Genomic DNA, 13796 nt, shown 5'->3' with positions numbered 1-13796 from the left:
CGCGCCATGGACGCGATCGATCGGCAGCTGATCGAGGCACTCCGCCTGAACGGCCGGTCCAGCTGGGCCGAGCTGGGCCGCGTGGTCGGTCTGTCCGGCCCGAGCGTGCAGGAACGGGTCCGGCGGCTGGAGGAACGCGGCGTACTGCTCGGGTACCGCGCCGTGGTCGCCCCCGAGCACGTCGGGCTCGGGACGAGCGCGTTGATCGGGCTGTTCCAGCGCGACGACGTGGAGACCGACGACATCGTCGACCAGGTCCGGGAGATCGAGGCGGTCGAGGACTGCTGGTTCGTCGCGGGCGACCAGGAACTGGTGGTGAAGGTCCGGGTTGCCGACGTCACCCACCTCGAGGCGGTCGTGGGCACACTGCGCCGGGTGAACGGCGTGGTCAGGACCCGGACGACTGTCGTGCTGTCGACCCGATGGGAAGGGCGTCCCGCGCCGCTGCCCGAGTGAGCAGCAGTACGACGGCCGCACCGAAGGCAAGCGCCGCCGCAACCGGGTAGAGCAGGTCGGGAACGTGCTGATAGGCCGCACCACCGAGAGCGGGCGCCAGGAACATGCCACTGATGGACGCGGCGGCGTACAGGCTGGAGTAGCGCCCGACCATGCCTTCCGGGGCCGCATCGGCGACGTGAGCCGTCGCAGTCGGCTTGTAGAGCATCTCCCCCGCCGTGATGACCACCATCGCAAGCGTCGCCCCCACCAGCGCCGGCCAGACGCCCAACACCGCCAGCCCCAGACCCACGAGCGCGAAGCCGACTGCGATCACCCGAGTCGACCGATGCGCGCGGAGACGTACGGCGAGCGGCGCCTCGCAGCACACGATGACGGCAGAGCTCAAGCCGATCAGCAGTCCGTAGGCGACTGCCGGCGTACCAGCGTCCCGGAGCAGTAGCGGCATGGTGGCGAACAGCTGCCGATACACGGTGTCGATGACGACGATCGCCGCCAGCAGAATCAGCACCTGCCTGTCCCGCAGCAGGGCCCGCCACAGTCCACGAGCCACAGCCGAGCCGGCACGCGACGCCTGCGGCACCCAACGCCAGATGACCGCCGCCAGCACCAGACTGGTGACGGCGTCGATCACGAACACCAGCGAGAAGTTGTACGCCGCCAGCAACCCTCCCAGCGGAGGCCCAATCGTGAACCCGGCGTTGCTCGCCGTCCGCGACAACGCGATCCCCTCGCGTCGACGTTCAGCCGGAAGCGCAGTCGCGACCAGCGCACTCATGTTGGGCCGGCCCGCCCCGCCGAAGAGACCGGCCAGCGTCCCGACCACGATCAGCAGCCCGCCTGGCACGAACGGCATGGCCAAGCAACAGACCGACCAGGCCAGTTGGCTGCCCACCGCGGCCCGGCGGAGGCCGAAGCGGTCGCCGAACCATCCGCCGCCCAGATTGCCTCCGAGCAACCCCACGCCGTACGCCGCCGCGGCGAAGCCGGCCGCCTGCGCGGACATGCCGCGATCCTCAACCAGGTAGAGCGTCAGGTAGATCCACGCCAGCGCGCCGGCCGCGCTGACCAGTTGGCCGACCATCACGGCCTTGAGCCACGCCGGCAGCTCAGCGATCCGACGCCAGTACATGCGGCCCCCAGCCAGAGCACAGTAGAGTGAGTTCCTAACAGGAACTTAGTAGGCCAGCTAGCGTGGTGGCAACCGGATTGGGGGTTCGACGTGCGGCGGAGCAGCTTCTCCCCCGAGCCCGACTGTGCGATCGCGCAGTCCCTCGGTGTGATCGGCGACGGCTGGGAACTGCTGATCGTGCGCGACCTCGCTCGCGGCCTCGACCGCTTCGACCAACTCGCCGACTCGCTGCACATCTCCCGCAAGGTCCTGACCGAACGGCTCACCGGCCTGCTCGAGAGCGGGATCGTCGAGCGAACGGCGTACCAGGATCGCCCGACGCGCTACGCCTACCGCCTCACCCCGCGCGGCCGCGCGCTGCTGCCGGTGCTGGTGGCGCTGCAGGACTGGGGTGACCGCTGGCTGCTCGGAGACGGTTCGCTCACCGGCACGAACGACGCCGACGAGCCGCCCGCGCACCGGATCCACGAACTGGTGGGTCGGCGCGTCCCCGAGATCGCTCTGCCCTCCGTCAGCGGTACGACGATCGACGTGGTGGACGCGGACGCCCGCGCGACTGTCCTGTTCGGCTACCCGGCGACCGGTCGGCCGACTCCGTTGCCGGAAGGCTGGGGCGAGATCGCCGGTGCGAACGGCTGCACGCTGGAGAACCGCCTCTTCGCCGCGCGGTACGACGAGTTCGTCGCCAAGGGAATCGCGGTGCGCGGAGTCAGCACCCAGCGCACCGACGAACAGCTGGCGTTCGCCAAGTCCGAGGAGATCCCGCATGCCCTGCTGTCCGACCTGGAGCTGGAGTTGACCGCGGCCCTCCGGCTGCCAACCTTCCGCGCGGGCGGATACGAGCGACTCAAGCGCGTCGTACTCGTGATCGGAGCCGACCGCGTGGTGAAAGCCGCGCGATACCCGGTGACGGACATCGCCGACGCGGTCGATTGGGCCTTCAAGACCGCTTGAAGAACGTCTTCAGCTCACCGGCCACGCGACCGATCGCCTGAGCACTGCCGCCCGGATTGATTCCACCCGGGTCACTGGACCCACCATGGTCGAGGCCGTCGAACTCGACCCGTCGGCAGTGTGGAAGAACCTGCTCCAGCGTGTCCCGCCAAGGCTTCAACGCCGCGAGACCCTTGCTGCCACCCATCAGCAGCACGTCCGCCGACACGTCGCGGAATGCGTCGAACGTCCCAGCCACCTCGGCGATCAGCGCGCCTTCGTAGTGAATGGTCGGCGCGAGCTTGCGCATCGTGATGGCGTCCGCCCCAGCCTGCCGCTCCTCCTTGACCAACATCTTCTCGGTGATCCGCGTCATCAGCCGCCGCGGCACGACCTTCAGGAACGCCGGCGCCAACTGCAACCCGTACATGCTCGTCACCATCGCACCGGCAAGATTGCCCTCAGCAACCTCCCTGTCGAAGCGGATCAGCCACTCCCGATGCGCCGTGGGATTGTCGACAATCGCAGGCTCATACAATGCGACCTTCCGCAGGCCCGGCAGTGTGCGCGCCGCCTCCAGCACGACAACGCCGCCGGCGCTGACACCAAAGGCGAACTCGGCACCCGCCGCGGTCAGGACCGCCTCGAGATCCTCGACCTCGGTACGCACGGAGTGGTCCGGCCGATGCGGACCGGACAACCCACGTCCGCGGCGATCCGGGAGGTAGACGGTGAAGTCGCCGGCCAACGCCTCGGCGAGCAGCGTGTGACTACGGGCCGACTCCATGCTGCCGTGCAGTACGACGACCGCCGGTCCCTGCCCGGTCTTCCAGTAGCCGATCTCGGTGCCGTCGCGGGACTCGACCGCACCCTGGGTCAGTTCTGCTGTTCTCATGGTTCGATAGTCACACATGCTCTAGTTGCATTGCAACTAGTATCTCTGACCCCGTAAGCTGACGGCGTGACCTTCCGACGCTCACCCCTCGCGCTCGCGATCCTCGGCCTGCTGGAGAACGGCCCACTGCACCCGTACGGGATCCAGCGGCTGATCAGGCAGTGGGGCAAGGACCAGGTCGTCAACGTCGGCCAGCGCACCAGCCTCTACAGGATGATCGTCCGGCTGGAGGAAGCCGGCCTGATCACGGCCGGCGCGACCGAGCGGGACGAGCGCTATCCCGAGCGGACCGTCTACCACCTCACCGAGGACGGGCGGACGGTCTGCCGGGAGTGGCTGGCCGAGATCCTGACCACGCCGCGCAACGAGTTCCCCGAGTTCCCGGCGGGACTGTCGTTCGTGATGCTGGTGCCGCCGGAGACCGCCGGCGAGCTGCTGGCACATCGGCGGGACCATCTGACCAAGCGTGTGGCGGAGCTCGACGCCGAGCTGACCCTGGAGGTCGAGGGCGCGCCGATCCCCCGTTTCGCGGTGCTCGAGACGGAGTATCAGCGGGCCGTCACGGTGGCCGAGGCGGAATGGATCGACGGGATCCTCGAGGACCTCCGCAGCGGGAGCCTGATCTGGACACCCGGACCGGTATGACGGTCGACGTCTGGTGGGCCCGGATCGACCAGGCCCGCGACGAGTTCGCCGCGGAGCTGGACGAGGTCGAGCGCGAGCGGTTGGCGGCCTACACCCAGACGGAGGCACGGGCCCGGTTCCTGCTCGGGTGCACGATGGTACGGCGGTTGCTCGCGGCCCGGTTCTCGTTGCCTGCAGCAAAGATCCGGCTGGACCGCACCTGCCCGCGCTGCGGCGAGCCGCACGGCAAGGTGCGTGCCGCCGGCGTCGAGCTGTCCGTCACCCACGCCGGCGACCTGGTCGGTGTTGCGATCGGTGACCGGCCGGTCGGGATCGATGTGGAGAAGGTCGACCCCCACCTGGACGTCGACGGGCTCGCGCACGTGGCGCTGACTCCTGAGGAGATCCACGAACTGAACGGCGTCGACGGAGGCGAGAAGGTGCACGCGTTCCTCACGTACTGGACGCGGAGGGAGGCCGCGGTGAAGGCGACCGGCGAGGGTTTGCCCGCCAAGCCGCGCAAGATCACAGCGGGGATCCAACTCCAGGAGCTGGACGTGGATCCCGGCCACGTGGCGGCTCTGGCGGTGGTGTCCGCCGAGCCGCCCGTCGTGAGGACGTTCAGGTTCGGATCTGACCCTCGCCGGTGACGACGTACTTGGTCGAGGTCATCTCGGGCAGCCCCATCGGGCCGCGGGCGTGCAGCTTCTGGGTGGAGATGCCGATCTCGGCGCCGAAGCCGAACTCGCCGCCGTCGGTGAACCGAGTGCTGGCGTTGACCACGACCGCGGCCGAGTCGACCGCCTGCACGAACCGGCGCGCGGCGGCCTGCGAACGCGTGATGATCGCATCGGTGTGACCGGAGCTGTAGCGGCGGATGTGCCGCACCGCGGACTCGAGCGAGTCGACCACCGCGGCGGACAGATCGAGCGAGTTGTACTCCGCGCCGAAGTCCTCGTCCGTCGCCGCGACAACATCCTTGCCCGCAGCAACTACAGCGGGATCGCCGTGCACGGTCACGCCCGCTTCGGCCAGCGCAGGCAGGGCCTGCGCCAGGAAGTCCGCGGCCACCGCCGAGTGCACCAGCAGGGATTCGGCCGCGTTGCAGACACTCGGACGCTGAGTCTTCGCATTGAGCAGGATCGTCAGCGCCAGGTCGAGGTCAGCGTCCTGGTCCACGTAAACGTGGCAGTTGCCGACTCCGGTCTCGATCACCGGCACGGTCGACTCGCTGACCACGGTCTGGATCAGGCCGGCCCCACCGCGCGGAATCAGTACGTCGACCAGCCCACGCGCCTGCATGAGCTCCTTCACCGCGGCCCGCTCGGTCGGCACACCCTGGACCACGTCCGCGGGCAATCCGGCTGACGAGGCGGCGGACCGCAGTACGGCGATGATCGCGTCGTTGGACGCGGCGGCCGAGGACGATCCGCGCAGCAGCACCGCGTTACCCGACTTGAGGCAGATGCCGGCCGCGTCGGCGGTCACGTTCGGGCGCGCCTCGTAGATGATCCCGACGACGCCGAACGGCACACGGACCTGGCGAAGCTCCAACCCGTTCGGCAGCGTGTAGCCGCGCACGACCTCACCGACCGGGTCGGTCAGTCCGGCAAGCTGCTCCAGCCCCGCGGCCATCGCGTCCACCCGGCCCGGGTCCAGCGCCAGCCGGTCCACCGTGGACTCCGGCGTACCAGCCTCACGGGCCGACGCGACGTCCTTCGCGTTCGCCGCGACGATCGCGTCCGTGTTCGCCCGCAGGGCCGCCGCCATCGCGTGCAGCGCCGCATCCTTCGTCGCCCGCGAAGCCTCGGCCAACGCGTACGACGCTTCCCGCGCCCGCCTGGCCAGCTCGATGATCTCGCTCATGGTTCATCCTAGGTTGATCGGTTCACAGGAGGACCAGGTCGTCTCGGTGGACGACCTCGCGTTCGTACGCCGCTCCGAGTTCCCGCGCGAGGTCGCGTGTCGATCGGCCCAGCAGGTCGGGGAGTTCGGCCGCGTCGTAGTTGACCAGGCCGCGCGCGACGACCGCCCCGGAAGGCGACACGAGGTCGACCGGATCGCCGGCCGAGAACGTGCCTTCGACCTTCGAGATGCCGGCAGGCAGGAGCGACGTACGGCGCTCTGTCACCGCTCGTACGGCGCCCTCGTCCAGGTGGAGCCGGCCCTGACCCGAGGTGGCGTGCGCGAGCCAGAGCAGGCGGGTCTTGCGGCGACGGCCGGTGGGGTGGAAGAGGGTTCCGACGGGCAGGCCCTTCAGTGCCTCCCCCACGCGACCGGCAGACGTGAGGACGACCGGAATCCCTGCCTCCGTGGCGATCGCGGCCGCCTCGACCTTCGTCTGCATGCCACCGGTGCCCACGCTCGACGACCCGGTACGACCGATCCGCAACGGCGCCAGATCAGCGGGACCACGCACGTCGGTGACCATGGACGTCCCCGGCTTGCGCGGATCCCCGTCGTACAACCCGTCGACGTCGGACAACAGAAGCAGCAGATTCGCGTGCACGAGGTGACTGGTCAGCGCGGCGAGCCGGTCGTTGTCGCCGAACCGGATCTCCGTGGTGGCGACCGTGTCGTTCTCGTTGACGATCGGTACGACGCCCAGCTCGAGCAACCGCGCGAACGTCCGGTAGGCGTTGCGGTAGTGGCTCCGCCGGGTCACGTCGTCGACCGTGAGCAGCACCTGGCCGACCCGCAGACCATGCGCCGCGAAGGCGTCGCTGTAGCGGGCCATCAACAGCCCCTGCCCGACCGATGCCGCCGCCTGCTGCGTCGCCAGGTCACGCGGTCGCGACCGCAGGCCCATCGGGGCCAGGCCGGCGGCGATCGCGCCGGACGAGACGAGCACGACCTCGGTCCCCTCCACCCGTCGCGCCGCGATGGCGTCGACGAGCAGCCGGAGCCGTTCGAGGTCGATCTTGCCGCGCTGGGTCAGCGACGACGAGCCGACCTTCACGACGATCCGCGTGGCCTCGACGGCCTCCGCGCGTTCCTTCATGAAATCAACCGTTCTGGTCGAGTTCCTTCTGCAGTTCGAGCTCGCGCGCTTCCTTGCGCGCCAGCTTCGCCGCAGCTTCAGCTGCTCGTTTGGACTCGGCCGGGGACAGGTCCACCTCGTCCTCGACCCAGCCCGCGCCGTACTCCGACAGGTCGGACGTCGACTCCCCCGCCCGGTGGGCGTGGTACTCGGTGTCCTTCGCGCGCCGCCGTTGAACCGCGGGACGCGTCTCCTCCAGCCGGTGGTCCTCGCCGCGGCGGGCCAGAATCTCGGCGCCGGCCTGGACCTCGGGCGCGAAGTCGAACACGATCGCGTTCGGCCCGTCGCCGATGACGACCGCGTCGCCCTCGACCGCACCCCGCTCCAGCAGTTCCTTCTCCACCCCGAGCCGGTTCAGCCGGTCGGCCAGGTAGCCGGTCGCCTCCGCGTTCGCGAAGTCGGTCTGCTTGACCCAGCGCTCTGGCTTCTCGCCCTGCACCAGCCAGCCGCCGTCGTCCGGCAGCTTCTTCACCTTGAACTCGGGCCCGCCCTGCACCTGCGGCCGGATCACGATCCGCGTGGTGTCGGGCTTCTCCTCCTCGGCACGCCGCCGCATGACGATCTCCGCCATCGCGAACTTCAAGGCTTCCAGACCCTCGTGCGACGCGGTCGAGATCGGGAACACCCGCAGCCCGCGCTGCTCCAGCTCGGCCTGCACCATCTCCGCGATCTCGCGCGCGTCCGGTACGTCGATCTTGTTCAGGGCAACGAGTCGCGGCCGGTCCTCCAGGCCGCCGTGCGCCTGCAGCTCCGCCTCGATCGTGTCCAGGTCACTCAGTGGGTCCCGGCCAGGCTCGTACGTCGCACAGTCGATGACGTGCACGAGCGCCGCACACCGCTCCACGTGCCGCAGGAAGTCGTGCCCGAGTCCGCGGCCCTCGCTCGCACCCTCGATCAGCCCGGGTACGTCGGCCACGGTGAACGTCGTGTCGCCCGCGACGACGACCCCCAGGTTCGGGATCAGGGTGGTGAACGGGTAGTCGGCGATCTTCGGCCGGGCTCGGCTGATCGACGCGACCAGCGACGACTTGCCGGCGCTCGGGAACCCGACCAGGCCGATGTCCGCGACCACCTTGAGCTCGAGGACGAGCGTCCGCTCCTCGCCGTCCTCACCGAGCAGCGCGAAACCGGGCGCCTTGCGGGCGCTGCTGGCGAGCGCCGCGTTGCCGAGACCACCCTTGCCACCCTGCGCCGCGACGAACTCCGCGCCGGTCCCGACGAGATCCGCGAGTACGACGCCGTCCGCCGTACTGATGACCGTGCCGTCGGGGACGCCGAGGACGACGTCGCCGCCGTTGCTGCCGGCCTGGTGGTCACCCTTGCCCTGGGCACCGTTCGTCGCGGTGCGGTGGCTGGAGCGGTGGTAGTCGACCAGCGTGGTCACGTCCTGGTCGACGCGCAGGATCACGCTGCCGCCGTCGCCGCCGTTGCCGCCGTCCGGACCGCCGAGGGGCTTGAACTTCTCCCGGTGCACCGAGGCGCAGCCGTTTCCGCCGCGGCCAGCGGTGACATGCACCGTGACCCGGTCGACAAAGCTGGGAATCGCCATCGGTGTCTCAACTTCCTGTCTTCGCCTCCCGCCCCGAGCGGAGCTTGAGGCGAGGTTCTTGTCTTTCCCTTACACAGCAGCTGTCTTACACAGCAGAAGGGCGGGTCCGCGGTATTCCGCGACCCGCCCTTCTCAGAGCTCGTGAAACGTCCGGGTGGCGGTGTTACTCCGCCGGGGCCGGGACGATGTTGACGACGCGGCGACCGCGCCGGGTGCCGAACTCCACCTTGCCCTCGGCCAGCGCGAACAGCGTGTCGTCGCCGCCACGGCCGACCAGGTTGCCCGGGTGGAAGTGCGTGCCCCGCTGGCGCACGATGATCTCGCCGGCGTTGACCAGCTGACCGCCGTACCGCTTCACGCCGAGGCGCTGCGCGTTGGAGTCGCGACCGTTACGGGTCGACGCCGCTCCCTTTTTGTGTGCCATCTCAGATCAGCTCACTTCTTCTTCGCGTCGATCGCGGTGACCTTGACCTGGGTGTAGTGCTGACGGTGCCCCTGGCGCTTGCGGTAACCGGTCTTGTTCTTGTACTTGAGGATGTGGATCTTGGGACCCTTGGTACGACCCAGGACCTCGGCCGAAACGGCCACCTTGGCCAGCGCCGCGGCATCGGTCGTCACGGTGTCGCCGTCAACGACCATGACCGCCGGGAGGGACACGGTGTCGCCCACCTCGTCCGTCAGGCTGTCGATCTCGATGACATCGCCGACGGCGACCTTCTGCTGGGTGCCGCCACTGCGCACGATCGCGTACACCGTGGATCTCACTCTCTGCTGGTTCGGAAAACTTACGGGGGCCTGCACAGACCTCTAGCGGCCCACACAAACATGGCACGCGGAACGCGCGCCGAAGCTCAAGTTTACGGGTCGGCTCACAGACGGGTCAAACCGGGTCAGCTCCCCGTGGAGACGAGCTCCGTGGCGTCGCTGGTCGCACCGGCCTCGGTGTTACCGGCATCACCCTCGGTCGCCGCCTTGCCACGGCCCCGGCTGCTCCGCCGGCGCCTGCTGCTCCCGTTCTTCGCCGCCTCGGCCGGAGCAGCCTCGGTCGGAGCAGCCTCGGTCGGAGCAGCCTCAGCCGAAGCCACCTCGGCGCCCACCGTGGTGGTCGACTCAGCGGTCTCGGTCGGGAATCCGGTCGCCTCCGGGCTCACCTGTACGTCGTCCGCCCCGGAGACCGGGTACCCGGTCGGAGTCTCCGTCGTACCGGCCTCGTCGGACTTCTTCGCGTCGAGCGCCGAAGCCGCGGCGATCTGCGCCAGCCGCTGGGCGGCGTCGGCGTTGTGCTGCGAGGTGTCCTCGGCGGGCTGCTCGTCCTCGGCGCGGCCCTTGCCCCGCCTGCGGCGCGAGCTCTTGCGGCCACCGTCGTCAGCCTGCGCGGCCGCGGGCTTGTTGCTGTCCTGGCCGTTGCCGTTGCGGCTGTCCCGGCGACGGGACTCCTTCGGCTCGTCGTGCAGGATCAGGCCGCGGCCACCGCAGTGGTCGCAGTTCTCGCTGAACGCCTCGAGCAGACCGGTGCCGATCCGCTTCCGGGTCATCTGGACCAGGCCGAGCGAGGTGACCTCGGCCACCTGGTGCTTGGTCCGGTCCCTGCCCAGGCATTCGACCAGCCGGCGCAGCACCAGGTCGCGGTTCGACTCCAGCACCATGTCGATGAAGTCGATCACGATGATGCCGCCGATGTCGCGGAGCCGGAGCTGCCGGACGATCTCCTCGGCCGCCTCCAGGTTGTTCTTGGTGACGGTCTCCTCGAGGTTGCCGCCGGAGCCGGTGAACTTGCCGGTGTTCACGTCGACGACCGTCATCGCCTCGGTCCGGTCGATGATCAGCGAACCACCGGACGGCAGCCACACCTTGCGGTCCAGCGCCTTCTTGATCTGCTCGTCGATCCGGAAGCTGGCGAAGACGTCACCGTCGCCGCTCCACTTCTCCACCCGGTCGGAAAGATGCGGCGCGACGCTGGTGACGTACTCACGGACCTGGTCGTACGCCCGGTCGCCGGAGATCACCAGCTTGGCGAAGTCCTCGGTGAACAGGTCCCGGACGACCCGGATCAGCAGGTCGGGCTCGCCGTACAGCAACTGCGGGGCCTGGCCGTTCTTGGACTTCTTCTCGATGTCCTCCCAGAACGACTGCAGGCGGCTGACATCCGCGGTCAGCTCCTCCTCGGACGCACCCTCGGCCGCGGTCCGGACGATCACGCCCGCCTCGTCCGGGACGATGTCCTTGAGGATCGTCTTGAGCCGGTTCCGCTCGGTGTCGGGCAGCTTGCGGCTGATGCCGCCGTTGCCGCCGCGCGGTACGTAGACGACGTACCGGCCGGGCAGGCTGATCTGGTTGGTCAGCCGGGCGCCCTTGTGGCCGATCGGGTCCTTGGTCACCTGGACCAGCACCGCCTGGCCGGACTTCAGCACCTGCTCGATCTTGCGCGGGCCGTTGGCCCCGCCGAGCGTGGCCCAGTCGACCTCACCGGCGTACAGGACGGCGTTACGGCCCTTGCCGATGTCGATGAACGCGGCCTCCATGCTGGGCAGCACGTTCTGCACGCGGCCGAGGTACACGTTGCCGATCAGCGAGGTCTGCTCGGCCTGGGCGACGTAGTGCTCGACCAGGACGTTGTCCTCGGACACGGCGATCTGGGTCAGGTCCTCGCGGGACCGGATCACCATGGTCCGCTCGACCGACTCGCGCCGGGCCAGGAACTCGGCCTCGGTGACGATCGGCGCGCGGCGGCGGCCGGCCGCCCGGCCCTCACGGCGGCGCTGCTTCTTCGCCTCCAGGCGGGTCGAGCCCTCGACCGCGGTGATCTCGTTCGCGGTGTTCTTGCTGCGCGGCTCGCGCACCCGGACGACGGTCTCGTCGGGGTCGTCGGGCGACGTGGCGCCCTCCTCGCCCTTGCGGCGGCGACGGCGGCGACGGCGCCGGGACGAACTGCCCGAGCCGTCCTCGTCGGAGTCGGCCGACGCGTCCTGCTCGTCGTCGGAGCCGGACTCGGCGTCCTGCTCGTCGGCTTCGTCGTCGTCGGCGTGCTCGTCCGAGCTGTCCTCGGCGCCATCGGCGTCACCGGACTTGCGGCGGCGACGGCCACCGCGGCGACGACGGCGACGACGTGTGCCCTCGCCACCTTCCTCGCCGTCCTCGGACTGCGCGTCCGGCTCCGGCTGGGCGTCCGCGGACTCGTCCTCGGCTGCCTTGTCCACCGGGACAGCGGTCTGCTCGGTGCTGGTCTCTTCGGCGGTGGCCTCACGGGCCTCCGCGTCACGACCGCGACGACTGCGGCGGCGCCGCGTGGTCGTCGGCTGCTCGTCGGCACCCGGCTCCGGAGTCGCCTCCGGGGTCGCCTTGGCAATCTCCGGGGTCGCCTTGGCAGTCTCCGGAGTGGTCTCAGGGGTCGTCGTGGCGGTCGCCTCGACCGGGCTGGTCGCCGCCGCCTGGGCGGGAGCCTGGGTCGGTACGTCGGTGGGCGCCTGGAACAGGACTGCGGCAGCAGCCGGAGCACGCCGGCGGGTACGACGCGTGGTCGGCTCCTCAGCCGGGGTCTCGGCCTCTTCCTCAGCCTTCGGGAAGATCGTGCTGGGCGCCTCGTCGGAGGCGGTGGTCGGCGTCGTGGTCTTGGCACCGCGGCGGCGAGACGACCGCTTCGCGGCCGGCGCAGCATCGGCCGCGGCGCCGGACGGGTCCACGGCGTCGGCGACGGGCCCGTCGGTGACGGGCGAATCCGTGCTGGTCAGGTCGGTCGCGGCAGCCTTCCTCGAGGTGCGCTTCCGGGTGGTCTTCTTCGCCGGCGCCGGAGCGTTCTCCACGACCGGGCCGCCGTCGGCGGGGGTCGTGTCGGGCGCGGCGTTCTCGCTCAGCTCCGGGAACGTGTCCTGGGCGGCGGTCTTCTTCGCCGGGCGCTTGGCGGTGGTCTTCTTCGCGGCGGTCTTGGCCGCGGCCTTCTTCACCGGGGTCTTCTTGGCGGCAGCCTTCTTGGCGGCCGTCTTCTTCACCGGAGCCGGGTCGGCGGCCTCGCCGTCGGACTGGGTGGGGACCTCCTCGGCGGCGGCCGTCTTGGCCGTGCGCTTGCGGGTGGTCGTCTTCTTGGCGGCAGCCTTCTTCGCGGTCCTGCCGGTGCTGGGCTGCTGGGCGGTGGCAGCCGTCTCGGCTGCCTCGGTAGTCGGCTCGTTGTCGAGCATGCGGTACGGGTCTCCTCAAGCCTTCCGGTGCAGCCTGCGACCCCTGTCACGGGTCCGGCGCAGCCACTCCGAAAGACGGTCACGGTTCGCCGTGCGGCACATCGTCGGTGCCGGCGCGGCGGAAGCCTGCTGGATCCGCTCCGCCCGCGCTCAGGGCACAGAGGGAGCGGCGGCGTCGCCCTCCGCTGAATGCGTCTGGTGGGGACCTACCTGGCCGGTCGCGGTCGCCTGGGTGGCGTCGCGGTCACGAGCGAGCGGGTCGTCCACCGTGCCGGTGGCCGCGATGAGCGGGCCCTGGGCGAGCCTGGTCAGAAGAGCCGGGCCCGTCACCGGGAGCGTCGCTACCTCTAGCACGCCGGCGAGAACGTCGTCGGGTCTCACGGCCGGGGTTCCGTGCCGTAACACCACTTGCAGTATCGCACACGTCGCAACCGGCGCCGGTTCGTGCGCGACGGTGAGTCGCAGAACGGCACCCCGACAGTCGAACGAGCGAAGACCCCGTTTGGTCATGCGCTCGACCAGAATTTCCTCCCGGGCCAGGAACGCCTCCACCGCCGCGGCGGCCACCTCGGGATCCACCCCAGGCAACGCGATCCGCCACTCGCTCGCCTCCAGCCGCTCGGCCAGCGCTCCGGGGCCTGCGACAACCACCTCGAGTACGTCGAGCCCGGGCGGCAGCGCCTCGTCCAGCGCGGCCCGGACCTGCTCGGCGTCCCGCTCGTGTGTGAGCGAAATCTCCAGGTACTCCGCCTCGGACGCGGCTCCGGTCGGCGCGGCACCGGCGTACGAGATCTTCGGGTGCGGGCTGAAGCCGTGCGAGAACGCCACCGGGAGTTCGGCGCGGCGGACGGCGCGCTCGAACGCCCGCTGGAAGTCGCGGTGTGAGGTGAATCGCAGCCGCCCACGCTTGGCGAACCGGACCCGCAGTTTCTGGACCGCGGGAAGTTGCTGCGACGGCGGAGCTTGAACAGGTGCCACGCCGCCATCCTCTCAGG

13 protein-coding genes are annotated in these 13796 nt (G+C 70.0%); 4 read left to right on the top strand and 9 right to left on the bottom strand.

Annotation, left to right across the window (positions count from 1 at the left end; translation table 11 throughout):
- Nucleotides 1-6: 6 nt before the first annotated feature.
- The gene (locus ACGFH6_RS31545; protein ID WP_131349810.1) at nucleotides 7-456 is read left to right on the top strand and encodes an Lrp/AsnC family transcriptional regulator; all 450 of its coding nucleotides are present in this window, start codon (nucleotides 7-9) and stop codon (nucleotides 454-456) included.
- Here ACGFH6_RS31545 and ACGFH6_RS31540 read toward each other — a convergent pair.
- Complete coding sequence (locus ACGFH6_RS31540; protein ID WP_393391213.1) at nucleotides 389-1588, bottom strand: MFS transporter; 1200 nt, start codon at nucleotides 1586-1588, stop codon at nucleotides 389-391. The two genes, ACGFH6_RS31545 and ACGFH6_RS31540, sit on opposite strands and share 68 nt — an antisense overlap.
- 90 nt (nucleotides 1589-1678) lie before the next feature.
- Between ACGFH6_RS31540 and ACGFH6_RS31535 the strand changes: the two genes are divergently transcribed.
- Nucleotides 1679-2542: a winged helix-turn-helix transcriptional regulator gene (locus tag ACGFH6_RS31535; RefSeq protein ID WP_393391211.1), complete on the top strand. Its 864-nt coding sequence runs from the start codon at nucleotides 1679-1681 to the stop codon at nucleotides 2540-2542.
- Here the strand turns inward: ACGFH6_RS31535 and ACGFH6_RS31530 are convergent.
- On the bottom strand, nucleotides 2529-3416 hold the full coding sequence (locus ACGFH6_RS31530; RefSeq protein ID WP_393391210.1) for an alpha/beta fold hydrolase: 888 nt from the start codon (nucleotides 3414-3416) through the stop codon (nucleotides 2529-2531). The two genes, ACGFH6_RS31535 and ACGFH6_RS31530, sit on opposite strands and share 14 nt — an antisense overlap.
- Before the next feature lie 66 nt (nucleotides 3417-3482).
- Between ACGFH6_RS31530 and ACGFH6_RS31525 the strand changes: the two genes are divergently transcribed.
- Both ACGFH6_RS31525 and ACGFH6_RS31520 read left to right on the top strand, forming a co-directional pair.
- Nucleotides 3483-4061: a helix-turn-helix transcriptional regulator gene (locus ACGFH6_RS31525; RefSeq protein ID WP_393391208.1), complete on the top strand. Its 579-nt coding sequence runs from the start codon at nucleotides 3483-3485 to the stop codon at nucleotides 4059-4061.
- A complete protein-coding gene (locus tag ACGFH6_RS31520; protein ID WP_393391207.1) occupies nucleotides 4058-4690 on the top strand; it encodes a 4'-phosphopantetheinyl transferase family protein in 633 nt (210 codons plus the stop codon). The genes ACGFH6_RS31525 and ACGFH6_RS31520 overlap by 4 nt, the downstream gene beginning before the upstream one ends.
- Here the strand turns inward: ACGFH6_RS31520 and ACGFH6_RS31515 are convergent.
- The 7 genes from ACGFH6_RS31515 to ACGFH6_RS31485 all read right to left on the bottom strand — a co-directional run bounded on the left by ACGFH6_RS31515 (nucleotide 4662) and on the right by ACGFH6_RS31485 (nucleotide 13779).
- Nucleotides 4662-5906 (bottom strand): glutamate-5-semialdehyde dehydrogenase, encoded by a 1245-nt coding sequence (locus tag ACGFH6_RS31515; RefSeq protein WP_393391205.1) that lies wholly within the window; start codon nucleotides 5904-5906, stop codon nucleotides 4662-4664. The genes ACGFH6_RS31520 and ACGFH6_RS31515 overlap by 29 nt on opposite strands.
- A gap of 22 nt (nucleotides 5907-5928) precedes the next feature.
- On the bottom strand, nucleotides 5929-7041 hold the full coding sequence (gene proB, locus ACGFH6_RS31510; protein ID WP_393391203.1) for a glutamate 5-kinase: 1113 nt from the start codon (nucleotides 7039-7041) through the stop codon (nucleotides 5929-5931).
- 4 nt (nucleotides 7042-7045) lie between these two features.
- On the bottom strand, nucleotides 7046-8629 hold the full coding sequence (obgE, locus tag ACGFH6_RS31505; RefSeq protein WP_393391202.1) for a GTPase ObgE: 1584 nt from the start codon (nucleotides 8627-8629) through the stop codon (nucleotides 7046-7048).
- A 163-nt stretch (nucleotides 8630-8792) separates the two neighbouring features.
- Nucleotides 8793-9053, bottom strand: a complete 261-nt coding sequence (gene rpmA / locus ACGFH6_RS31500; protein ID WP_132405181.1) for a 50S ribosomal protein L27 — start codon at nucleotides 9051-9053, stop codon at nucleotides 8793-8795.
- A gap of 11 nt (nucleotides 9054-9064) precedes the next feature.
- Nucleotides 9065-9382, bottom strand: a complete 318-nt coding sequence (rplU, locus tag ACGFH6_RS31495) for a 50S ribosomal protein L21 (protein WP_131349790.1) — start codon at nucleotides 9380-9382, stop codon at nucleotides 9065-9067.
- A gap of 137 nt (nucleotides 9383-9519) precedes the next feature.
- Nucleotides 9520-12801 carry a ribonuclease E/G gene (locus ACGFH6_RS31490; protein WP_393391200.1) on the bottom strand — a complete coding sequence of 1094 codons (3282 nt, stop codon included), beginning with the start codon at nucleotides 12799-12801 and terminating at the stop codon, nucleotides 9520-9522.
- 150 nt (nucleotides 12802-12951) lie between these two features.
- Entirely contained in the window at nucleotides 12952-13779 is an 828-nt protein-coding gene (locus tag ACGFH6_RS31485) for a TIGR03936 family radical SAM-associated protein (RefSeq protein ID WP_393391198.1), read from the bottom strand.
- Nucleotides 13780-13796 lie beyond the last annotated feature (17 nt).

The organism is Kribbella sp. NPDC049227 (genome assembly GCF_043197265.1).
In the GTDB taxonomy this organism is placed as follows: Bacteria; Actinomycetota; Actinomycetes; order Propionibacteriales; family Kribbellaceae; genus Kribbella.
This window is presented reverse-complemented; position numbering and strand designations above follow the sequence as displayed.